The organism is Cellulomonas sp. P4_D11, assembly GCF_056401915.1.
On sequence record NZ_JBFUIK010000009.1, the window covers coordinates 37,126 to 57,028 of the forward strand.

At 73.6% G+C, this 19,903-nt stretch carries 20 protein-coding genes and 2 riboswitches; of the genes, 11 read left to right on the forward strand and 9 right to left on the reverse strand.

Annotated features, from left to right (window positions below):
• The first annotated feature begins 119 nt into the window (after positions 1-119).
• Positions 120-1,154: a zinc-binding dehydrogenase gene (locus AC1DT4_RS07650; RefSeq protein WP_477089184.1), complete on the forward strand. Its 1,035-nt coding sequence runs from the start codon at positions 120-122 to the stop codon at positions 1,152-1,154.
• 38 nt (positions 1,155-1,192) lie between these two features.
• On the opposite strand, the gene AC1DT4_RS07655 is transcribed toward AC1DT4_RS07650, so the two are convergent.
• Together AC1DT4_RS07655 and AC1DT4_RS07660 are read right to left on the reverse strand one after the other, a co-directional pair.
• Entirely contained in the window at positions 1,193-2,221 is a 1,029-nt protein-coding gene (locus tag AC1DT4_RS07655) for a DMT family transporter (protein ID WP_477089185.1), read from the reverse strand.
• Between the two features lie 169 nt (positions 2,222-2,390).
• Positions 2,391-3,725, reverse strand: a complete 1,335-nt coding sequence (locus AC1DT4_RS07660; RefSeq protein WP_477089186.1) for an HNH endonuclease signature motif containing protein — start codon at positions 3,723-3,725, stop codon at positions 2,391-2,393.
• A gap of 704 nt (positions 3,726-4,429) precedes the next feature.
• On the opposite strand from AC1DT4_RS07660, the gene purS reads away from it, so the two are divergent.
• From purS to AC1DT4_RS07690, 6 genes are all read left to right on the forward strand, one after another.
• Positions 4,430-4,684, forward strand: coding sequence for a phosphoribosylformylglycinamidine synthase subunit PurS (gene purS / locus AC1DT4_RS07665; RefSeq protein ID WP_477089187.1), 255 nt, complete (start codon positions 4,430-4,432; stop codon positions 4,682-4,684).
• A complete protein-coding gene (gene purQ / locus AC1DT4_RS07670) occupies positions 4,681-5,376 on the forward strand; it encodes a phosphoribosylformylglycinamidine synthase subunit PurQ (protein ID WP_477089188.1) in 696 nt (231 codons plus the stop codon). The genes purS and purQ overlap by 4 nt, the downstream gene beginning before the upstream one ends.
• A gap of 2 nt (positions 5,377-5,378) precedes the next feature.
• Positions 5,379-6,338, forward strand: a complete 960-nt coding sequence (locus tag AC1DT4_RS07675) for a GNAT family N-acetyltransferase (protein WP_477089189.1) — start codon at positions 5,379-5,381, stop codon at positions 6,336-6,338.
• A 178-nt stretch (positions 6,339-6,516) separates the two neighbouring features.
• Entirely contained in the window at positions 6,517-7,602 is a 1,086-nt protein-coding gene (locus tag AC1DT4_RS07680; RefSeq protein ID WP_477089190.1) for an LLM class flavin-dependent oxidoreductase, read from the forward strand.
• 9 nt (positions 7,603-7,611) lie between these two features.
• Positions 7,612-8,988: an NtaA/DmoA family FMN-dependent monooxygenase gene (locus tag AC1DT4_RS07685; protein ID WP_477089191.1), complete on the forward strand. Its 1,377-nt coding sequence runs from the start codon at positions 7,612-7,614 to the stop codon at positions 8,986-8,988.
• Positions 8,988-9,782 (forward strand): DUF1684 domain-containing protein, encoded by a 795-nt coding sequence (locus AC1DT4_RS07690; protein ID WP_477089192.1) that lies wholly within the window; start codon positions 8,988-8,990, stop codon positions 9,780-9,782. Before AC1DT4_RS07685 ends, AC1DT4_RS07690 begins: the two co-directional genes overlap by 1 nt.
• On the opposite strand, the gene AC1DT4_RS07695 is transcribed toward AC1DT4_RS07690, so the two are convergent.
• A complete protein-coding gene (locus AC1DT4_RS07695) occupies positions 9,779-10,096 on the reverse strand; it encodes a hypothetical protein (protein WP_477089193.1) in 318 nt (105 codons plus the stop codon). The genes AC1DT4_RS07690 and AC1DT4_RS07695 overlap by 4 nt on opposite strands.
• Positions 10,097-10,206: 110 nt before the next feature.
• Here AC1DT4_RS07695 and AC1DT4_RS07700 point away from each other — a divergent pair, with 110 nt between their 5' ends.
• Positions 10,207-10,689 (forward strand): pyridoxamine 5'-phosphate oxidase family protein, encoded by a 483-nt coding sequence (locus AC1DT4_RS07700; protein ID WP_477089194.1) that lies wholly within the window; start codon positions 10,207-10,209, stop codon positions 10,687-10,689.
• Between the two features lie 4 nt (positions 10,690-10,693).
• Here AC1DT4_RS07700 and AC1DT4_RS07705 read toward each other — a convergent pair whose 3' ends face one another.
• Genes AC1DT4_RS07705 through AC1DT4_RS07715 form a run of 3 tightly spaced genes read right to left on the reverse strand, consistent with a single transcriptional unit; the run spans position 10,694 to position 13,013 of the window.
• Complete coding sequence (locus AC1DT4_RS07705; protein WP_477089195.1) at positions 10,694-11,305, reverse strand: DUF1345 domain-containing protein; 612 nt, start codon at positions 11,303-11,305, stop codon at positions 10,694-10,696.
• Between the two features lie 41 nt (positions 11,306-11,346).
• Positions 11,347-12,540, reverse strand: a complete 1,194-nt coding sequence (locus AC1DT4_RS07710) for an O-succinylhomoserine sulfhydrylase (RefSeq protein WP_477089278.1) — start codon at positions 12,538-12,540, stop codon at positions 11,347-11,349.
• A gap of 59 nt (positions 12,541-12,599) precedes the next feature.
• Positions 12,600-13,013 carry a rhodanese-like domain-containing protein gene (locus AC1DT4_RS07715; protein ID WP_477089196.1) on the reverse strand — a complete coding sequence of 138 codons (414 nt, stop codon included), beginning with the start codon at positions 13,011-13,013 and terminating at the stop codon, positions 12,600-12,602.
• 10 nt (positions 13,014-13,023) lie between these two features.
• Positions 13,024-13,124: riboswitch (SAM riboswitch) on the reverse strand.
• A 119-nt stretch (positions 13,125-13,243) separates the two neighbouring features.
• A riboswitch (SAM riboswitch) is annotated at positions 13,244-13,358 on the forward strand.
• Positions 13,359-13,403: 45 nt separating this feature from the next.
• On the opposite strand from AC1DT4_RS07715, the gene AC1DT4_RS07720 reads away from it, so the two are divergent.
• From AC1DT4_RS07720 to AC1DT4_RS07730, 3 genes are all read left to right on the forward strand, one after another.
• Positions 13,404-14,798, forward strand: coding sequence for an aminotransferase class V-fold PLP-dependent enzyme (locus tag AC1DT4_RS07720; protein ID WP_477089197.1), 1,395 nt, complete (start codon positions 13,404-13,406; stop codon positions 14,796-14,798).
• 135 nt (positions 14,799-14,933) lie between these two features.
• Entirely contained in the window at positions 14,934-15,308 is a 375-nt protein-coding gene (locus AC1DT4_RS07725; RefSeq protein WP_477089198.1) for a YrdB family protein, read from the forward strand.
• Positions 15,309-15,575: 267 nt separating this feature from the next.
• Positions 15,576-16,223 carry a fasciclin domain-containing protein gene (locus AC1DT4_RS07730; protein ID WP_477089199.1) on the forward strand — a complete coding sequence of 216 codons (648 nt, stop codon included), beginning with the start codon at positions 15,576-15,578 and terminating at the stop codon, positions 16,221-16,223.
• A 45-nt stretch (positions 16,224-16,268) separates the two neighbouring features.
• On the opposite strand, the gene AC1DT4_RS07735 is transcribed toward AC1DT4_RS07730, so the two are convergent.
• Genes AC1DT4_RS07735 through AC1DT4_RS07745 form a run of 3 tightly spaced genes read right to left on the reverse strand, consistent with a single transcriptional unit; the run spans position 16,269 to position 19,812 of the window.
• A complete protein-coding gene (locus AC1DT4_RS07735; RefSeq protein WP_477089200.1) occupies positions 16,269-17,138 on the reverse strand; it encodes a MaoC family dehydratase in 870 nt (289 codons plus the stop codon).
• Positions 17,135-18,478, reverse strand: a complete 1,344-nt coding sequence (locus AC1DT4_RS07740; RefSeq protein ID WP_477089201.1) for a 3-oxoacyl-ACP reductase — start codon at positions 18,476-18,478, stop codon at positions 17,135-17,137. Before AC1DT4_RS07740 ends, AC1DT4_RS07735 begins: the two co-directional genes overlap by 4 nt.
• Before the next feature lie 2 nt (positions 18,479-18,480).
• A complete protein-coding gene (locus AC1DT4_RS07745) occupies positions 18,481-19,812 on the reverse strand; it encodes an acetyl-CoA C-acetyltransferase (protein ID WP_477089202.1) in 1,332 nt (443 codons plus the stop codon).
• Between the last annotated feature and the right edge of the window lie 91 nt (positions 19,813-19,903).

Consider the following 19,903-nt stretch of genomic DNA (forward strand, 5'->3'; position numbering starts at 1 on the left):
TCGTCGAACCGCTCCTGTGGTCGACCACGCCGCGCCGCTCTCGTCGACCGTGCGGCGTCGTCTCTGGTCGACCGCGCCGCGCGTCAGGAGCCCCCGGCTCATCCGCGAGGATGGGCGCCATGCGTGCCGTCGTGATCGACCAGTTCGGCGTCCTCCCGGCCGTCCGCGAGGTCCCCTCGCCCACCTGCCCCGACGACGGCGTCGTCCTGCGTGTCACGGCCACGGGCGTGTGTCGCTCGGACTGGCACGGCTGGCAGGGTCACGACGACGACATCACGCTCCCGCACGTCCCCGGTCACGAGCTCGCGGGCGTCGTGGTCGAGGTCGGTCCTGGCGTCCGCTCCTGGGCCGTCGGCGACGAGGTCACCGTGCCGTTCGTCTGCGCCTGCGGGACGTGTGCCGCGTGCCGGGTTGGCGAGCAGCAGGTGTGCGAGCGGCAGCGCCAGCCGGGATTCACCGACGACGGCTCGTTCGCGGACCTCGTCGCCCTCCACCACGCGGACGTGAACCTGGTCCGCCTTCCCGCCGGGATGTCGCCGGTCACCGCGGCCGGGCTCGGCTGCCGGTTCGCGACCGCCTACCGCGCCGTCACCGTGCACGGCCGAGTCGCAGCGGGGGACTGGGTCGCCGTACACGGCTGCGGCGGCGTCGGGCTCTCCGCAGTGATGATCGCGGCCGCCGCCGGGGCGAGGGTCGTCGCGGTCGACGTCGCCCCCGCCGCCCGCGAGGCCGCGCTGGACATGGGCGCCACCGCGGTCCTCGACGGCACCGGCGACGTCGCCGCGCAGATCCACGCGCTCACCGACGGTGGCGCGGCCGTGTCGTTCGACGCGCTCGGCAGCCGCGCGACGGCGGCCGCGTCGATCCTCTCCCTGCGCCGGCGAGGGCGGCACGTGCAGGTCGGCCTCCTGCTCGGCGCCGACACCGCGCCGCCGTTGCCGATGGGCCGCGTGATCGGGTGGGAGCTCGAGATCTACGGCAGCCACGGCATGGCCGCGCACGAGTACCCGGCCATGCTCGCCCGGATCGCCTCCGGCGAGCTCGACCCGTCCCGCCTGGTCGGGCGCACGATCGGCCTCGACGACGCCCCGGCCGCGCTCGCTGCCCTGGGCGCCGGGACCAGCGGACCAGGCATGACGGTCGTCGTCCCCTGACCTGCGGCGCACCCGGTTCTTGGTGCCCGCGGCAGCAGTCAGCCGCGGAGAGGCCCGGCGCCCTGTTCGGCGCGCACCGACCCGGGTTCGCCCGAGCCGACCTCTGAGTCGGCACCCACCGCGGGCCCTGCGGGGATCTTCACGGCCGCAGCTGCTGCCTGCGTGGCACCGGCTGCGCGACGCCGGGCGGCGCCCCACTGGGTCAGGGCGACACCGGCGAGCACGATCGCCCCGCCGACCGGCTCGTACCAGTGCAGCCCCTCGTGGAGGACGAGCACCCCGAGCGTCGTGGAGACGAGCGGGATCACGTACGTGACGCTCGCCGTCACCGTGGCGCCGGCGATCGCGAGCACCCGCCAGAACAGCACGTACGCCAACCCGGTGCCGCCGAGCCCGAGCGCCAGCAGCGCGAGTGCGGGCGCGGGGGCGAGCGGCCCGGCGAGCGGCGTCGAGACCGCGAAGGGCAGGATCACGACAGCGCCGACCGCCAGCTGGATCGCTGGCAGCGCCACGTTCGAGAGGCCGGTGGTGGTCAGCCGCCGACGGCTCCACGCGTTACCGATGCCGTAGCAGAACGTGGCGCCGAGCAGCATGAGGCCGCCGACCAGGTCGATCGCGCCCGAGTCCCACACTCCGAGCAGCACCGCGATGCCGCCGAACCCGATCACCAGGCCGCCGACCTGCAGCCGGTCCGGCCGTTCTGCCGGCAGCAGGAGAGCGACGAACACCGCTGTGAAAAGGGGCGTCGTCGCGTTCACCAGCCCCGCCAGCACCGAGCTGACCCGCTGCTCGGCAAGCGCGAAGAGCACGAACGGGATCGCGGTCATCACCGCGCCGACGATCACGAAGTCACCGATCCGACGCCGCTCCACCCGGACCCGCTCGCGCCGGACCAGCAGGATCAGGGCGAGCATGGCGAATCCGACGATGATCCGCCCGAACGCGACCTGGGTGGGAGCGAACGTCTGCAGCGCCGTGGCGATGAACAGGAAGCTGCATCCCCACAGGCCGGCGAGCAGCAGGTAGGGGCCGATCCAGCCGCGGGTCGAAGGGGCCGGAGAGCTCATGCACGCATCATCTCCCGACCCACTGACACCCGTAGACGACCCCCGGATCGCACGAGCCCCAAGCCCTGACGGAAGCGGCGCGCAACTGGCGGGGTGTGGTTCAGCCGCCGCGAGGAGCCAGCTCAGATGGAGGCCGCGGGGCGTCCGAGGTGTCAGACGGTCAGAGGCGTCAGAAGGGTGGGTCGCCGATGTCGGGTGGCGGGGATCGGTGCTCGAGCGCGTCGGGTGGGACCAGGACCAGGACGGGACTGCGCGCGTAGGTCAGTCCGTGCCGGTCGGTCCAGGTCGAGACCCCGGTGGTGGGGTTGTAGGTGACCTGCCACCAGCCCTTGGTCTTGGCTTGGTGGTGGTGTTTGCAGAGGGCGTGCAGGTTCGACTCGCACGTTTGCGTGTCGTGAGCCTGCTCGGTGTCGGTGCGGTTGTGGTCGTAGGGGATGCGGTGGTCGAGCTCGCAGCGTGTGGCGGGTTGCCGGCAGCCGGGGAAGGTGCAGGTGACGTCGCGGGCTTGGACGGTGCGGGTCAGGTCCGCACCCGGCCGGTAGGACTGGGTGCCCACGGAGCAGACCTGCCCGGTGGCCGGGTCGGTCAGCACCCGGCGCCAGGTCGCGTCTTGGGCGAGCTCACGGGCGACCTGGGCCGGGATCGGCCCGTAGGACCCCAGGAACCCCGGGTTGTCGTCCAGACCCAGCAGGGTGGAGGCGGCCACAGAGACCTGCAGGGCGGCCCGTTGCCCGTGCCGGGTGGGTAGTGGGGTGCCGTCGGGGGTGGCCTGCCGGTCCAGGATCCCGGTGAAGATGTCACTGAATGCGTCCGCGCGCCGCTGATCGACTGTCCGGCCATCCCCGTCGACGGTGGCGTTGCCGGCCAGGGCGTCGATCGCGGTGAACGCCGCGGTGGCCTCGGCTGCGGGGAGGTAGGCGATCAGGCGGGCCATCGCGTCGGGCGCCAGCTCCAGGAACACCCCGCGCCGCTCCCGTTCGGTCCGGCGCCGCTTCTCCGGCACGTCCGGGTTGGCGGCCAGCAGGATCGCGCGCACGTGCCGGGTCAGCTGCGGGGCGGTCAGCTCGGCGGCGTGGTTCACGGCGTCGGCGACCACCCGGTCGATGACGTCGCGGTCCAGACCGGCCCCGCCCGTGTGGATCTCGGCCAGGATCACGTCGACCTTGCGCGCCTCCAGAGCACCGGCCGCCCACGCGTCGGCCAGCACCGGGTGGTCCGCGACGGCGTCCGCACGCAGGAACAGGTTCTCGGCCAACCGGCGGGTGCAGACCAGGGCGCAGGCGACCTCGTCGGAGACCCGCTCCAGGGTGTCCATCGGGGTGCGGTCCGCCAGCTCACGCACGAACCCGGCCTGCAAAGCCTGGAGCATCGCGACCGCCTGCTGCGACGCCGCAACAGCGTTCACCAACGCCGCACCCGAGACGTCCGCGACCGGCACCGAGGTCAGCATCGCGACCAAGTCCTCGACCCGCACACCCGGCAGCGGGACCTCCGCGGCGGCCATGTCCACGACCCGGCCAGCCGGACCAGGCGCCGGCGCCGCATCGGGCCGAGCGCCGTGCCCCGAGTCCGCCCACACCACCGGCGGGTAGTCGTCCATCCCCGTAGCGGCTGCGGGGGCGGAGCCCTGCCGCACAGACCCGTTGGTCGCGCCCGAAGCGGGGGTGAGCGTCGCGGTCGACCGCCCATCAACGCGCACCGGAGCATCCAGCACCGCCGTCATCGTCGCCACCTCCCGCCACCGACCTCGCTCGATCCGTCTTCGAACAACTGTACGACCGACCACTGACATTCGCCCCTGACCAGCGCAAATAGAGTCGGCCTGATGCCGCCGTGCTCGACGCGATTGCGGCGCGAGGGGGTGGACGCGAAGGTCGCAGCGCGCGAGATGGGATCGGGGAGCTGAGGGCAGGGGCGAGCAGGAGAGAAGTGAGTGGCAAGGAGGCGGTAGAGGGCAAGCTGCATCTGCCCGCAGCCAAGTGCGGAGGCGTGAGCAGCGAGGATGCGCGCGGTCGGTTCCGGGGGTGCGCGAGGCCGGCCGCGCGCAGTCGTCCCCGATGGCAACGCCCTCGCGGCCACCGACCCGTCGCCAATGGCAACGTGTCATTGCCCTCGCGGCCACCGACTGAGCACGTGCGCAGGACCCCCCGAACCACTCGCTAGAATCGCCGCGACCCCCACCGCCGCGCGAACACCTGGAGCCCCCCTGTGGGACGAGTCGTCGTCGATGTCATGCCGAAGCCCGAGATCCTCGACCCGCAGGGCAAGGCCGTCGCCGGCGCGCTGCCGCGGCTCGGGTTCGGGCAGTTCGCGTCCGTCCGTCAGGGCAAGCGGTTCGAGCTCGAGGTCGACGGGCCGGTGACCGACGAGATCCTCGCGGCAGCCCGCCGGGCCGGCGAGCAGGTCCTCTCCAACCCGGTGATCGAGGACGTCGTCGCGGTGTACGAGGACGCCCAGGCATGACCCGCATCGGCGTCGTCACCTTCCCGGGCACGCTGGACGACCGGGACGCCGCGCGCGCGGTTCGGCTCGCGGGCGCGGAGGCCGTGAGCCTCTGGCACGGCGACGCCGACCTGCACGGGGTCGACGCGGTGGTGCTCCCCGGCGGCTTCTCGTACGGCGACTACCTGCGCGCGGGCGCCATCAGCCGGTTCGCGCCGGTCATGGGCGAGATCGTCGATGCGGCGAACAAGGGCCTCCCGGTCCTGGGCATCTGCAACGGCTTCCAGGTCCTCACGGAGGCACACCTGCTGCCCGGCTCGATGATCAAGAACGACCACCTGCACTTCGTGTGCCGCGAGCAGGTCCTGTCCGTCGACAACGTCGACACCGCGTGGACCCGCGACTACACGGTGGGCGAGCACATCACGATCCCGCTGAAGAACCAGGACGGCCAGTACGTCGCCGACGAGCACACGCTCGACGAGCTGGAGGGCGAGGGCCGCGTGGTGTTCCGCTACCAGGGCTGGAACCCGAACGGCTCGCGCCGCGGCATCGCCGGCATCAGCAACGCGGCGGGCAACGTGGTCGGCCTGATGCCGCACCCCGAGCACGCGGTCGAAGAGGGCTTCGGCCCGGACGGCGCGAACGGACCCCGGACGGGCACGGACGGGCTGCGGTTCTTCACGTCGGTCCTCAAGGCCCTCGTCGGCTGACCGTGCTGGAGATCGTCGACTGGGACCACCCCGACGCCGCACGCCTCCGCACCGCCCAGCAGGACGAGCTCCGGGACCTGTACGGCGAGGACGACATCGGCCACACGATGACGGGCGAGAGCATCCTCGCGATGATCCTGCTGCGCGTCGACGGCGAGCCGGTGGCCTGCGGCGCGATCCGCGACGCCCAGGACGTGCTGGGGCCGGGCGTCGGCGAGCTCAAGCGCATGTTCGTCGTGCCGGAGCAGCGGGGCCGCGGGTACTCGCGCGCGGTGCTGACCGAGCTGGAGCGGGTCGCCCGAGACAGGGGCCTGCACCGGCTCGTCCTCGAGACGGGCGTGCTGCAGGCCCAGGCGATCGGCCTGTACCTGTCGGCCGGCTACCACTCGATGGACAACTTCGGCGAGTACGCGACGGAGACGTCGTCGCGCTGCTTCACCAAGGACCTCGACCAGGAGCCGCGCGCGCCGCGGGAAAGGCAGCGCCCCCCGATCGAGCTGACGCGCGTCCCGTGGGACGACCCGGATGCCGCGGCGCTCCGCTACGCGTTCCACCTCGACGGGTCCACGCGCTACCCCGAGTTCGCCGACGTCGGGCCCTACGAGGACTTCGACGCCCGCAACGGCATCGGCGTCCTCTCGACGGTGCTCGCACGCATCGACGGCCGAGCGGTCGGGTGCGCGTCGTTGCGCGCGACCGGCGACGGCTTCCCGGACGGCTCCGGCGAGCTCAAGAAGGTCTGGGTCGCCGACGAGGCCCGCGGCACCGGCGTCGCCCGCGCCCTGCTCGCCGCCATCGAGGACGACGCCCGCGCCCACGGCCTGACCAGCGTGGTCCTGCAGACGGGCATCCGGCAGCCGGAGGCCGTCACGCTGTACCGCACCGCCGGCTACCGGCCCGTGCCGCCGTTCGCGCCCTACGCGGACGACCTCCTCTCGCTGTGCTTCGCGAAGGACCTCTGAGTCTCACATCGCGGGATCTTCAGTCCCAAGCCTGGCCATAGGGCCGACCCCTTCCTACTTTGTGCGCGCCATCCCGAGCGACCGAGAGACCTGGCTCGTCGACGTCGCAGCAACCCCCCGGCCCACCGGGTGCGGGTGCTCCTGCCAGGACCGATGCGCCCGACGACCGGAAGACACGATGACCACCTCTGAGACGTTCCCTGTCGCGATCGAGCTGACAGCCGCGGGCCGCCACCCGGCCGCCTGGCGCCTGAGCCCGACCGACCCCTTCGCCGCGCAGCACTGGGTCCGGCTCGCGCGAGCAGCAGCCGACGCCGGCGCGACCCTCGTCATCCTCGACGACACCGCGGCCCCGCCGGTCGAGCGGCCCGGCGCCCTCGTCGGCAGCCTGGACGCGGTCGGCGTGGCGGCGCTGCTCGGGCCGCTCACCGACGGCGTCGGCCTGGCCCCGGTGGTGCCGGTGACCTACCGCGAGCCGTTTCACGTCGGCAAGGAGATCCAGACGCTGGACCACGTGAGCCTGGGCCGCGGAGCCGTGCAGGTCGACGTCGCCGCGCCGGCGGGGGACAGCCGGGCCGGCGCCGAGGCCCTGCGCTACGACGAGCGCGTCCCGCGGGACCTGTCCGCCCTGTGGCGCGAGGCCGACGACGTGCTGGAGGTGCTCGGCCGGCTCTGGGACAGCTGGGAGGACGATGCGATCGTCCTGGACGCCGAGAACGACCGGTACATCGACCGCGACCGCGTGCACGCCATCGAGTTCGAGGGCGAGTTCTTCTCGGTGCAAGGCGCGTCGATCACGCCGCGCTCGCCCCAGGGCCGTCCGGTCGTGATCCTCCGGGGCGACGAGCCGCACGCCCGCGAGGTCGCCGCGCGCCGGGCGGACGTCGTGCGGGTTGCCGACGAGGGCGCCGTGGCGCTCGTGCGGGCGGCGGCCGCGGCAGCCGGGCGCGAGGTGATCGTCCTCCTCGACGTCGACGTCCTGCTCGGCACGTCCGACGACGACGCCCGCGCACGCCTCGACGACCTCGACGCGCTCGAGCCGTGGCCCACCGCCGCCGTCGTCGCCGGCCCCGCCACCGCGGCCGAGACGCTTCGGGACCTGGTCGACCGCTCCGGCGCCGACGGGCTCACGCTCCGCCCGCTCGCCCTCGCGGGCGACCTCCCGCTGCTGGGCGAGGTCCTGCCACCGAGCCGGGGCGGCAGCACCCTGCGCGACTCCCTCGGCCTGCCCCGCCCCGTCAGCCGCTACGCGGCCGCCCGCTAAGGACCTCCGATGACCAAGCAGATTCACCTCGCGGCCCACTTCCCGGGCGTCAACCACCACACGGTCTGGACGGACCCGAGCCACCACGCCGACACCCAGTCGTCGTTCGCGTCGTTCCGGCACCTCGCCGCCACCGCCGAGCGCGGGCTGTTCGACTTCGTCTTCCTGGCCGAGGGCCTGCGCCTCCGCGAGCACCGGGGACAGCTGGTCGACCAGGACGTCGTCGGCCGCCCCGACACCTACGCGGTTCTGGCCGCCCTGGCCGGCGTGACCACCCACGTCGGCCTCGCGGGGACCATCAACGCGACCTTCAACGACCCCTACGAGCTCGCCCGGCAGCTCGCGACGCTCGACCACCTCTCGGCCGGCCGGGCCGCGTGGAACGTCGTGACCTCGTCGGACGCCTTCCACGGCGCGAACTTCCGTCGCGGCGGCTACCTCGCCTACCCGGACCGGTACGAGCGGGCGCGCGAGGTGGTCGACGCCGCGCGGGCGCTGTGGGACGCGTGGGCACCGGACGCGGTCGTGGCCGACGCGGCCTCCGGCCAGTTCGTCCGCCCGGGCTCCTTGGACACCGTCCGCACGGGCGGCCGCCTGGTCGACATCGAGGCCACCCCGACCCTCCCGCGGCCGCCGCAGGGCCACCCGGTGATCCTGCAGGCCGGCGACTCCGACGGCGGCCGCGAGCTCGCCGCGCAGGTGGCGGACGCGGTCTTCTCCCGGCACAGCGAGCTCGCCGACGGCAAGGCGTTCTACACGGACGTGAAGGGACGGCTGGCCGCGTACGGCCGGCGCTCCGAGGACCTGCTGATCCTGCCCGCCGCGTCGTTCGTGCTGGGGGACACCGAGGCCGAGGCCGAAGAGAAGCTCCGCGCGATCCAGCTCCAGCAGGTCCGGCCGAGCGTCGCGCGGTCGTTCGTCGAGCAGGTCTGGAACCGCGACCTGTCGGACTACGACGTCGACGGCCCGCTGCCCAGCATCGACCCGCTGGTCGACGCCCCGTCGATCACGCAGGGCCGCGCCTCGCACTTCCGCGACCCGCTGGCCATCGCCCGTCAGTGGCGCGAGCTCTCCGAGGCCAAGGGCCTGTCCATCCGCGAGCTGGTGATCCAGGTCATCGGCCGCCACTCGTTCGTCGGCACCCCGCAGCACGTGGCCGCCGAGATCGACCGGTACGTGCAGGAGGACGCCTCCGACGGCTTCATCCTCGTGCCGCACCTGACGCCGCACGGTCTCGACGAGTTCGTCGACACCGTGGTCCCGCTGCTGCAGGAGCGGGGCACGTTCCGCACGTCCTACGAGGGCTCGACCCTGCGCGAGCACCTCGGGCTCCCGCCGGCCGACGCCTTCGGCCGCACCGCCGACGCCGATGTGAGGGCTTCCTGATGACGACCACGACCGAGCGTTCCGCCTTCCTCGCCGACTGGGAGGACTGGCACGCGACGCGCGAGGCCTACTTCCGCCAGCCGCACGGCTGGGTCGCGATCACGGCCCTGCACTGGCTCTCGGCCGAACCCCGCGCGCTCGCCGGCGTGCCGGGCCTGTGGTCCGCCGACGGGCTCGTGCGCGTGGAGGCCGTCGAGGGGCTCGAGCTGCCCGACGGCACGCCGGTCGAGGGCGGCGTCGCGACGCTCGACCCGGTCGAGGGCGCGCCCGGCCTGTCGGTCCGTGCCGGTGACCTCCTCCTCGAGGTGGCCCGCCGCACCGGTCACGCGATCGTCCGGGTGCACGACCCGGCAGCCCCGCAGCTCGCCGCGTTCGACGGCATCCCGGCCTACGACCCGTCGCCGGACTGGGTGCTGACCGGCCGGTTCGAGCCGTACGACGAGCGCCGCACGGTCACCACGGGTGCGGTCGTCGACGGGCTCGAGCACCACCACACCGCCGTCGGCACCGTGCACTTCGAGGTCTCCGGGGTCCCGCAGGCGCTCATCGTGTTCGACGGCGGCGCCCGCGGGCTCAGCGTGCTGTTCCGGGACGCGACGAGCGGCGTCACCACCTACCCCGCCGCGCGCACCCTCGCGCTGGGCCCAGTGGCCGACGACGGCACGGTCACGCTCGATCTCAACCGCGCCTCGAACCTGCCCTGCGGCCTCACGCAGTTCGCCACCTGCCCGATCCCGCCGCCGGAGAACGTGCTGACCGTGGCGATCGAGGCCGGGGAGCAGTGGGTGCTCTAGGCCTTCGACGCGCGCAGCCGCGCGATCTCCGCGAACCTCATCCACTCGTCCTCGGCCGAGGCGGGCAGCGCGACCCAGTCGTAGAACAGGCGCCCGCTGTCGCCCGGTGACCACACCGCCGCCCCGGGCAGCGCCAGCGCCTCCGCGTGCTCGGCGCTGTTCCGGCCGAGCTTGACCACCAACCGGTCGCCGCCGACGTGCCCGGCGAACATGGTGGAGCCCACCTTGAGGATCGGGCGCCCCATCATCTGCGCGCGCGTCGCGCCGCGCGCGACCAGGTCGTCGGCGATCGCGTCGTAGTCGCTGTCCGTCATGGACCGAGCATCCCGCGCACCTCCGACATGCGGTACCGGCGCGGCGTGCCTACGGTGGCCCGGCCGCCGCGATCAGCAGCCCCGCGGGCGTGCCACCCGAGGAGGAACGCATGACGAACGAGGACCAGCAGGCCAAGGTCGCGGGACTGATCAAGGACGCGCGGATCGCGATGCTCACCACGGTGTCGGCGGACGGCTCGCTGGTGAGCCGGCCCATGGGTGTGCAGGACGTGGACTTCGACGGGGACCTGTGGTTCTTCGCCGAGGAGGGCAGCCACAAGGTGCACGAGGTCGAGGGCGGCAGCCCCGCCAACGCGGCCTTCGCGGACTCGACGGCCTGGGTCTCGGTCTCCGGTCGCGCCGAGGTGGTCCGCGACCGCGCCAAGATCAAGGAGCTGTGGGGCACCTCCGCCGAGGCCTGGTTCCCCGACGGTCCGGAGACTCCCGGCGTGGTCCTGGTCGTGCTCCGCGGGGAGACGGCGGAGTATTGGCACGCCAAGGGCGGCCGCCTGACCACCGCGTTCAGCCTGGTCAAGGCCAAGGTGACCGGCGAGCGCTACGACGGCGGCGAGAACGAGACCGTCCGGCTCTGAGCGGTCACATCGACGCGACGAGGTTGACCAGCAGCGCGATGATCACGGTCCCGAACAGGTAGCTGAGCAGCGCGTGCCCGAGCGCGGTCCGGCGCATCGACGACGAGCCCAGGTCGGTGTCGGAGATGGCGAAGCTCATGCCGACGGTCACGGCGACGTACGCGAAGTCGGTGTACCGCGGCGCCTCTCGCATGTGGAAGTCGATCCCACCGGCGCCGTCGGTCAGGTACATGCGCGCGTACCGCAGCGCGAACACCGTGTGGATCGCGGCCCACGACGCCAGCACGCTGGCGAGCACGGCGATCGTCGGCAGCAGCTGGCCGATCTCCTTCTCGACCAGCACGACGACGACCCCGACCAGGGTGACCAGCGCCGCGGCGAGGACGACGGCGTGCGCGCCGAACCGGGTGGGCTCCTCGCGCGTGGCGTGCGACGCGGTGTCGTCGGGACCCATCGGCGCGACCGCCGCCCAGGTCCACACGACGAACACCGCGGCCACGGTCGCCCAGCCGGCGAGGACCGCGGCGACCGCCGACGTCCAGCCGACGACGGCGGCGACGACCACCCCGGCCAGCACTCCGACCAGGAGTCGGACCAGCGACGACGAGTTGCTCACGCCGCCAGTGTTCCGCTCCCGACGGCGGGATCAGGGAGGTGTCACCCCAGTGTGTCGAGCGCCTGCGTCAGGTCGTCGATGAGGTCCGCCGGGTCCTCGAGGCCCACCGACAGCCGCACGGTCGACTCGCCGATGCCGACGGCCGCGCGCCCCTCGGGGCCCAGCTTGCGGTGCGTCGTCGTCGCCGGGTGCGTGACCATCGACTTGGCGTCGCCGAGGTTGTTGGAGATGTCGACGATCCGCAGCGCGTCGAGCACGCCGAACGTCACCTTCTTGGCGACGTCGGGCTGCGCGCCCGCCGGCACTGCGAGGTTGAACGTCACGACGGTCCCGCCGCCGGACTGCTGCGCGAGCGCGAGCTCGTGCTGCGGGTGGCTCGCCAGGTACGGGTAGCGGACCAGCGACACGCCGGGCTGCTGCTCGAGCCAGGTCGCCACCTGCAGGGCCGACGCCGTCTGGTGCCGCACGCGCAGCGACAGCGTCTCGAGGCCCTTGAGCAGCACCCACGCGTTGAACGCCGACAGCGACGGCCCGGTGTTCCGGATGAGCGTCTGCACCGGCCCGTGGATGTACTCGTCGGTGCCCAGGATCGCGCCGCCGAGCACCCGCCCCTGGCCGTCGATGTGCTTGGTCGCCGAGTACACGACGACGTCCGCGCCGAGCTCGAGGGGCCGCGAGAGCACCGGGGTGGCGAACACGTTGTCGACGACGACGGTCGCGCCGGCGGCGTGCGCCAGCCGGCTGACGGCGGCGATGTCGACCAGGTCCTGCATGGGGTTGGACGGCGTCTCGAAGAACACGACGTCCGCCGGCGTCGAGAGCGCCTCCTCCCACTGCGAGAGCTCGTGCCCGTCGACGTAGTCGGTGCGCACGCCCCACTTGGCCAGGATCTCCTCGAAGATCACGACGGTCGACCCGAACAGCGCGCGCGCGGACACGATGCGCGACCCCGACTGCACGAGCGCGGCGAGCGACGTGAACACCGCGGACATGCCCGACGCCGTCGCGAACGCCGCCTCGGCGCCCTCGAGCAGCCGCAGGCGCTCCTCGAACGTGGACACCGTCGGGTTGTTGTAGCGGCTGTAGAGGAACCGGTCGGCCTCGCCGGCGAACGCGGCCTCGGCCTCCGCGGCGGCGTCGTAGACGTACCCCTGCGTCAGGAAGATCGCCTCGGAGGTCTCCTGGAACTGCGAGCGGACCAGCCCGCCGCGCACGGCGAGGGTGTCGGGCCGCAGGTCGGTGCGCGGGGCGCGGCGGTCGTCCCAGTCGCCGGGGCCGGGGACGCGCCGGGGGTTCACGCCTGCCGCCACGGCAGGCCGGCGGCGCGCCAGCCGGAGTGACCGCGGTGACCGTCGGGGCCGACGTCACCCTCGAAGCCCTCGAGCACGTTGTAGGCCGGGCCCAGGCCCGCGGCGGTCGCGGCCTGCGCGGCGGCGATCGACCGGACGCCGGAGCGGCACAGGAACACCACGGGTCGACCGGCCCCGACGCCGGCGTCGGCGAGCTGCTTGAGGAACTGTGGGTTGGGCCGTCCCGACGGGTAGGAGACCCACTCGACCAGGGCCGCGCGCCCGTCGAGCGCCGCGGAGTCGGGGATGCCGACGTACCGCCACTCGGCGTCCGTGCGGACGTCGACGAGCACGGCGGTCTCGTCGGACGTCAGGAGGTCCCAGGCCTGCTGGGGGGTCAGGTCACCGGCGTAGCTCATCAACGGCCTCGTCTCATCGGTCCTGGCGGTAGCACCCTCGGCCGGGCACGTGGTGCCCGCGGGTTGCTGCGGCGTCGTCGAGCCAGATCTCTCAGCCGCTCTGGATGGTGCCGGTGATGCTACGCGCGGTCGGCAGGTCCGAACCAACTGGTGGACACGGTGTCCCGTCAGGCGAGACGAACCGCGCGGTGCGTTGACAGGTGCCGCGGGCTGCCGCGACCCTCGTTGCAGGTCATGAGCGCCAGCGTCAAGCCCCGGCTCGCTGGCCGGCAACCCTCCTCCGCGGTGGGGTGCCCCGGGTGACGACCTGGCCGCGCCCCGTCCGGGGTTCGGCAAGCGCGGGGTCCCACCTGTCGAGGGTGTCCCCCCGGAACGTGTCGGAGGACCACCATGACCATCATCGCCGAGCGCACCTCGTGTGCTTCCGTCGACGTCGTGGGTGCGCTGCTCCCCGTCGTCGGCGGCACCACCACCGTCCCGCTCGTGGACGGCACCCAGCGCGTGTACGCCAACCTCGACTACGCCGCCAGCGCGCCCGCGCTCGAGGCTGTCGCGGCGCGCGTGACCGAGGTGCTGCCGCTCTACGCCTCCGTGCACCGCGGCGCCGGGTACCTGTCGCAGGTGTCCACCGCGCTGTACGAGTCCGCGCGGCAGACGATCGCGCGGTTCGTCGACGCGCGTCCCGACGACGTCGCGATCATCACGCGCAACACCACGGACTCCCTCAACCTGCTGGCCGGCGTCGTGCCGTCCGGCGGTCGGGTGCTGGTGCTGGACGTCGAGCACCACGCCAACCTGCTGCCCTGGGTGCAGTCGTCCGAGCGGCACGGCAACCGCACGACGATCCTGCCCATCCGCGACACCGTGGCCGCGACCCTCGATGCCCTGCGCGCCGAGCTCGCCCGGCAGCCGTACGCCCTGGTCACCGTCACGGGCGCCTCCAACGTGACGGGGGAGGCGCTGCCGATCGACGAGGTCGTCGCACTCGCCCACGCCGAGGGCGCCCGGGTCGCGGTCGACGGCGCGCAGCTGGTCCCGCACCGGGGCTTCTCGCTGACGTCGACGGACGCCGACTACGTCGCCTTCTCGGGCCACAAGACGTACGCACCGTTCGGCGCGGGGGCCCTCGTCGGCCGCCGCGACTGGCTCGACACGGGCACGCCGTACCTCGCAGGGGGAGGTGCGGTGCGCGACGTGCGGACCGATCGGACGGTCTGGCAGCCGGCGCCGGCGCGGCACGAGGCGGGCTCGCCGAACGTGCTCGGCGCGATCGCCCTGGCCGAGGCGTGCGACCAGCTGGCGGCCCTCCCCGCCGGCGCCCTCGCCGCGCACGAGGAGGCGCTGCGGGCGCGGCTCGTCGAGGGGCTCTCGGGCATCGACGGTGTCGAGATCGCGCGCATCTGGCCGGACTCCGCGGCGCCGGTCGGCGTCCTCACGTTCACCGTGCCGGGTCACGACCCGGGCCTGGTCGCCGCGTACCTCGCCGCCGAGCACGGCATCGGCGTCCGCGACGGCCGCTTCTGCGCGCACCCGCTGCTCGCGCACCTCGGCGCGTCGGGCGGCGCCATCCGCGCGTCGGTGGGCGTCGGGACGACGAGCGAGGCCGTCGACCGCCTGGTCGAGGCGCTCACCGCGTACCTCGCGTCAGGTCCGGCCGTCCGGTACGAGGTGGTCGACGGCTGCTGGGCGGTCGTCGACGACACGCGCCCGCTGCTCGCCGTGCACGGCCTGGACCACCTGGCCGCGACAGCCGCAGCCGCCTGCGGCCCGGCCCTGGACGACTGACCGCCGCCCTGCCACCCCCCGGCCCGCCCGACCGAGAACGTCACTTCGCCGCCAGAACGTCACTTCGAGGTGCCGTTCTCCCGGCGAAGTGACGTTCTCGCGATCGGATCGGGCGACGATGGGGAGAATGGGCCGGTGACCGAGCCCGAGCAGCTGCCCGTCGTCCCGCGCATCGGGGTGCTCGGCGTGCTCGCGTTCGTTTGCGAGCTCGCGATGATCGCTCTGCTGGCGGTGGCTGGCTGGCGGCTCGGATCGAGCACCCTCGCCTCGATCGCGCTCGCGGTCGGGTTCTGCGTGGTGGCGATCGGGATCTGGGCGCGATGGATGGCGCCGGCATCGGCACACCGCCTCCGACGCGGGCCGCGGGTCGCCGCGCAGACGGCGCTGTTCGTCGCGGTCGGCGCCGTCTGCATCTCCGCCGGCCTCACCGCGTGGGGCATCGCCTTCGCCATCGTCGCGTCGGCGGTGTTCGCCGGCGCGAAGGACACCGATCCCGCACAGCGCCCCTGACCCGACCGAGACGCCGGGCGCCGGATCCCGTCGCGAGAAGGTCGACCCGGCTCTCGGGGACCACCGGCCGGATCCGCCCGCGAGGTCGTGAGTTCGAGACGAAGTCGCGAGCTGCAACGCACGACTTCGTCGCAGACTCACGACCTCGCCGCGGCCGGGTGCATCCGGGGGCCGGGGGTCGGGCGAAGAGGGGACAGGGCGCCTTCCGGTGCCCGCGCGGCGCGGCGCAGGGGCGTCGGCCGCGACCGTCGTCCGCAGGAGCCCACCATGAGGATCCGTCGCACGCTCTCCGTCCTGGTCGCCGCCGGTGTCGTCGCCGGCGGGGGGCTCGCCCTCGCGCCCGCCGCGAGCGCCGAGGCCCCACCCACCGGCACGTCCAGCCTGGCGGCGCTGCTGGCGTCGGACGGCGACACGTTCGACCACAACTGGCGGGACTTCGACATCCTCGACCAGGCGGTCGGCGCGGTCCTGGCCGCGAAGCCGTCGAGCCCGGTCGCGGTGCTCGCCGACGGCACGGTCCCGCTCACGGCGTTCCTGCCGACGGACCGCGCGTTCCAGCTGCTGGCCAAGGACCTGACCCACCGCTGGTACGGCAGCGAGCAGGAGGTCCTCACGGCGCTCGCGGGGGCGGTCGGCATCGACGCCATCGAGCAGGTGCTGCTCTACCACGTGGTCCCGGGCGCGACGATCGACTCCGCCACCGCGCTGGCCTCGGACAACGCCGTCCTCACTACCGCCCAGGGCGGCACGTTCAAGGTCAACGTCCTCTCGAAGAGGTTCGGCCTCGTGCAGCTGCGCGACCAGGACCGCAACGACCTCAACCCGTTCCTGATCCCGGGCAAGCTCGACCTCAACAAGGGCAACGTGCAGATCGCGCACGCGATCACGTTCGTCCTGCGCCCGATCGACCTCTGAGGCCAGCCGCTGCCTCCGGTCAAGAACCGGCCGGAGGCGGCGCGCTCAGCGCAGCCGGGTGACCGTTCCCGTCAGGTGCGGCTTGCCGGAGCGGGCGTCCCAGCCGGCGAACGTGAACCCGTCGGCCGGGGCGCCCGCCACCCGCACGGTCACCGTCCCCGGCAGCAGCACCGGCTTGACGAACTCGACCGACCAGTCGAACGCGTCCCCGCGGCCGGCGCCGACGTCGGCGAGCGCCCGCGAGGCCGTGTACATGCCGTGCGCGATGGCGCGGGGGAAGCCGAGCGCCTTGGCGGACAGCGCCGAGAGGTGGATCGGGTTGCGGTCGCCCGACACCGCCGCGTACCGCCGACCGACGTCGCCGTCGAGCGTCCAGCGGCCGGTCGGGGTGGGCGGTGCGAAGGGTTCCGACGAGTCGTCGACGGACCCGGCCAGGAACACCCCGCGCGCCAGGTACGTGGAGACGCCGCGCCACGCGAGCGCTCCGTCCACCGACACCTCGGTGACGAGGTCGACCTGCGTGCCCGACCGGTGCGGGCGCAGGTCGGCGGCCGAGGCGCGGATGTCGAGCGCGTCGCCGAGCGTCAGCGGCCGCCTCTGCGTGACCCGGTTGGCCAGGTGCACGAGGCCGACGAGCGACAGCGGGAAGTCCGACCGGACCATGAGCGCGGTGGCCACGGGGAACGCGAGCACGTGAACGAAGCCGGCGGGCAGCTGGTCCGAGGCCGACTCGCCGAGCAGGTGCTGGTACTCCGTGAGGTGCTCCGAGGACGCGCGCACCCCGCGGACCACGTACTCCACGGACGGCAGGGTCGACGGCCCGGACCGCACCCGATGCGCCACGGCGAGCCCGGCCCCGCGGGCGTACAGCCCGCCGAGCCGCGGCACCCCCGGCAGGACGACGGTCGTCGTCACTGGCCCACCATGTTCTGGCCGCACACGCGCAGCACGCGTCCGACGATGCCTCCCGCGGCGGGCGACGCGAGGAACGCCACGGTCTCGGCGACGTCGACCGGCTGGCCGCCCTGCTGCAGCGAGTTGAGCCGGCGCGCGACCTGCCGCGTGAGAGCGGGGATGCGCGCCGTCATCTCGGTCTCGATGAACCCGGGAGCCACCGCGTTGGCCGTGCCGCCGAACGCCGCGAGCAGCGGCGCGGTCGCGCGGACCATGCCGATGACCCCGCCCTTCGACGCGGCGTAGTTGGTCTGCCCGCGGTTGCCGGCGATGCCCGACGTCGACGCCAGCGACACGATGCGCGGCGCATCGGTGAAGTCGCCCGACGTCAGCAGGGCCTCGTTGATCCGCAGCTGCGACGCGATGTTCACGGCGAGGACCGAGTCCCACTTGTCCGAGGACATGTTGGCCAGCAGCTTGTCGCGCGTGATCCCGGCGTTGTGCACGACGATGTCCAGCCGCCCGTGCCGCTGCAGCGCGTGCTCCAGCAGGCGCTCGCCGGCGTCCGGCGCGGTGACGTCGAGCTGCAGCGCGGTCCCCCGCACGCGGTTGGCCACGGCGACCAGCTGCTCGCCGGCCGCCGGCACGTCGACCGCGACGACTGTGGCGCCGTCGCGGGCCAGCGTGTCGGCGATCGAGGCGCCGATGCCGCGCGCGGCGCCGGTGACGACCGCGACGCGGCCGGCCAGCGGCTTCTCCCAGTCCTCCGGGAGCGACCCCGCGGAGGAGTCGACCGCCAGCAGCTGCCCGTCCACGAACGCGGACTTCGTCGACAGGAAGAACCGCAGGGCGCCGACGACCGACGGCGCGGTGACGGGCACGCCGTCGGCGACGACGATCCCGTTGCCGGTCGACCCGCCGCGCAGCTCCTTGGCCAGCGAGCGGAGCAGGCCGTCCACGCCCTGCCGGGCGGCCGCGACCGCCGGGGCGTCGTCGGCACCCGCGGCCCGCGAGACCGTGACCACCCGGGCGCCGCGCGGCAGCGACTTGAGCACCGCGCCCGCGGCCAGGACCGGCTCGGCCAGCTGGTCGGGGTGCGTGAGCTCGGTGAGCGCGAGGACGACGGCGACGTACCGGGTGCCGGGCGTGGCGGTCCGGTGCACGTCGAGGTCCCAGTCGGTCGACAGGTACCGGGACAGCGCGTCGGACTCGCCGCCTCGCCCGAGGACGAGCACGGCGCCGTCGATCAGCGGACGGCCCGGCTCGTACCGGCGCAGCGGTGCCGGCTGCGGAAGCCCCAGCTGCTTGGCCAGCTTCTTGGTGACGCCGCTGTTCACGAGGTTGAGGTACGTGTCGGTCATGGTCAGGCCGCCTCGAGGATCGCGGTGAGGCCCAGCCCGCCGGCTGCGCAGACGGACACGAGCGCGCGGACCGGCTTGTCGGATCCCGACTCCACCTTGCGGCGGTGCAGCTCCTTGCTGATGGTCGCGATGATCCGGCCGCCGGTCGCGGCGAACGGGTGGCCCGCCGCCAGCGACGAGCCGTGCACGTTGAGCCTCGACCGGTCGACGGTGCCGAACGCCCCGTCGAGCCCGAGCCGCGTGCGGCCGAACTCCTCGGACTCCCACGCGGCGAGCGTCGTCAGCACGGTCGCGGCGAAGGCCTCGTGGATCTCGATGTAGTCCAGGTCGGCCAGCGTCAGGCCGTTGCGCGCGAGCAGCCGCGGCACCGCGAACGCGGGGGCCATGAGCAGGCCGTCGTCCCCGTGCACGAAGTCGACCGCCCCGGCCTCGGCGTCGACCACGGACGCGAGCGGCACCAGGTCGTGCGCGGCCGCCCAGTCCGCCGAGCCGAGCAGCACCGTGGACGCCCCGTCGGACAGGGGCGTCGAGTTGCCCGCCGTCATCGTCGCGGGGGTGTCCAGGCCGAGCCCGAACGCCGGCTTGAGCTTCGCCAGCTTCTCCAGGGACGAGTCGGCGCGCAGGTTGGCGTCGCGGGTGAGTCCGCGGAACGGGGTGACCAGGTCGTCGAAGAAGCCGGAGTCGTACGCGGCGGCCAGGTTCTGGTGGCTGGCCAGCGCGACCTCGTCCTGCGCGGCCTGCGTGATGCCCCACTGGGCGGTGGTCAGCGCCTGGTGCTCGCCCATCGACAGGTGCGTGCGCGGCTCGCCGGTGTTCGGGGCCGACGGCGCGAGGTCCTTCGGGCGGATCTGGGCGATCGCCGCCAGCTTCTGCTTCGTGCTGCGCGCGCGCGACAGATCGAGCAGCGCGCGACGCAGGCGGTTGCTCACCGCGATGGGGGCGTCCGACGTGGAGTCCACGCCGCCGGCGATGGCCGACTCGAGCTGGCCCAGGCGGATCTTGTTGCTCAGCGAGACGACGGTCTCGAGGCCGGTCGCGCAGGCCTGCTGGACGTCGTACGCGGGGGTCTCGGCCGAGAGCGCCGACCCGAGCACGGCCTCGCGCGTGAGGTTGAAGTCCTTGCTGTGCTTGAGCACGGCACCCGCGGCGACCTCGCCGATGCGCTCGCCCTGCAGCCCGTACCGGGCGACGAGGCCGTCGATCGCCGCGGTGAGCATGTCCTGGTTGCTGGCGCGGACGTACGGGCCGCCGGCGCGGGCGAAGGGGATGCGGTTCCCGCCGAGCACGTAGGCGGGCCGGACGGTGGGGGTGGTGCGGGCCTTGGAGGGGGCCATGGGGCGTTCCTCTCGCATGTCACTGAGCATCGTCGCTGAGCGTCGGGGGGCCCGAGCGGATGCGCTCGAACTGACGTGGTGTCCGAAACCC

Bases quoted from the DNA above. Each gene is read 5' to 3' on its own strand.
- AC1DT4_RS07650 (WP_477089184.1), top strand. From the start codon at position 120: ATGCGTGCCGTCGTGATCGACCAGTTCGGCGTCCTCCCGGCCGTCCGC.
- AC1DT4_RS07655 (WP_477089185.1), bottom strand. From the start codon at position 2,221: ATGAGCTCTCCGGCCCCTTCGACCCGCGGCTGGATCGGCCCCTACCTG.
- AC1DT4_RS07660 (WP_477089186.1), bottom strand. From the start codon at position 3,725: ATGGCCGCCGCGGAGGTCCCGCTGCCGGGTGTGCGGGTCGAGGACTTG.
- purQ (WP_477089188.1), top strand. From the start codon at position 4,681: ATGACCCGCATCGGCGTCGTCACCTTCCCGGGCACGCTGGACGACCGG.
- AC1DT4_RS07680 (WP_477089190.1), top strand. From the start codon at position 6,517: ATGACCACCTCTGAGACGTTCCCTGTCGCGATCGAGCTGACAGCCGCG.
- AC1DT4_RS07685 (WP_477089191.1), top strand. From the start codon at position 7,612: ATGACCAAGCAGATTCACCTCGCGGCCCACTTCCCGGGCGTCAACCAC.
- AC1DT4_RS07690 (WP_477089192.1), top strand. From the start codon at position 8,988: ATGACGACCACGACCGAGCGTTCCGCCTTCCTCGCCGACTGGGAGGAC.
- AC1DT4_RS07695 (WP_477089193.1), bottom strand. From the start codon at position 10,096: ATGACGGACAGCGACTACGACGCGATCGCCGACGACCTGGTCGCGCGC.
- AC1DT4_RS07700 (WP_477089194.1), top strand. From the start codon at position 10,207: ATGACGAACGAGGACCAGCAGGCCAAGGTCGCGGGACTGATCAAGGAC.
- AC1DT4_RS07715 (WP_477089196.1), bottom strand. From the start codon at position 13,013: ATGAGCTACGCCGGTGACCTGACCCCCCAGCAGGCCTGGGACCTCCTG.
- AC1DT4_RS07720 (WP_477089197.1), top strand. From the start codon at position 13,404: ATGACCATCATCGCCGAGCGCACCTCGTGTGCTTCCGTCGACGTCGTG.
- AC1DT4_RS07730 (WP_477089199.1), top strand. From the start codon at position 15,576: ATGAGGATCCGTCGCACGCTCTCCGTCCTGGTCGCCGCCGGTGTCGTC.
- AC1DT4_RS07740 (WP_477089201.1), bottom strand. From the start codon at position 18,478: ATGACCGACACGTACCTCAACCTCGTGAACAGCGGCGTCACCAAGAAG.
- AC1DT4_RS07745 (WP_477089202.1), bottom strand. From the start codon at position 19,812: ATGGCCCCCTCCAAGGCCCGCACCACCCCCACCGTCCGGCCCGCCTAC.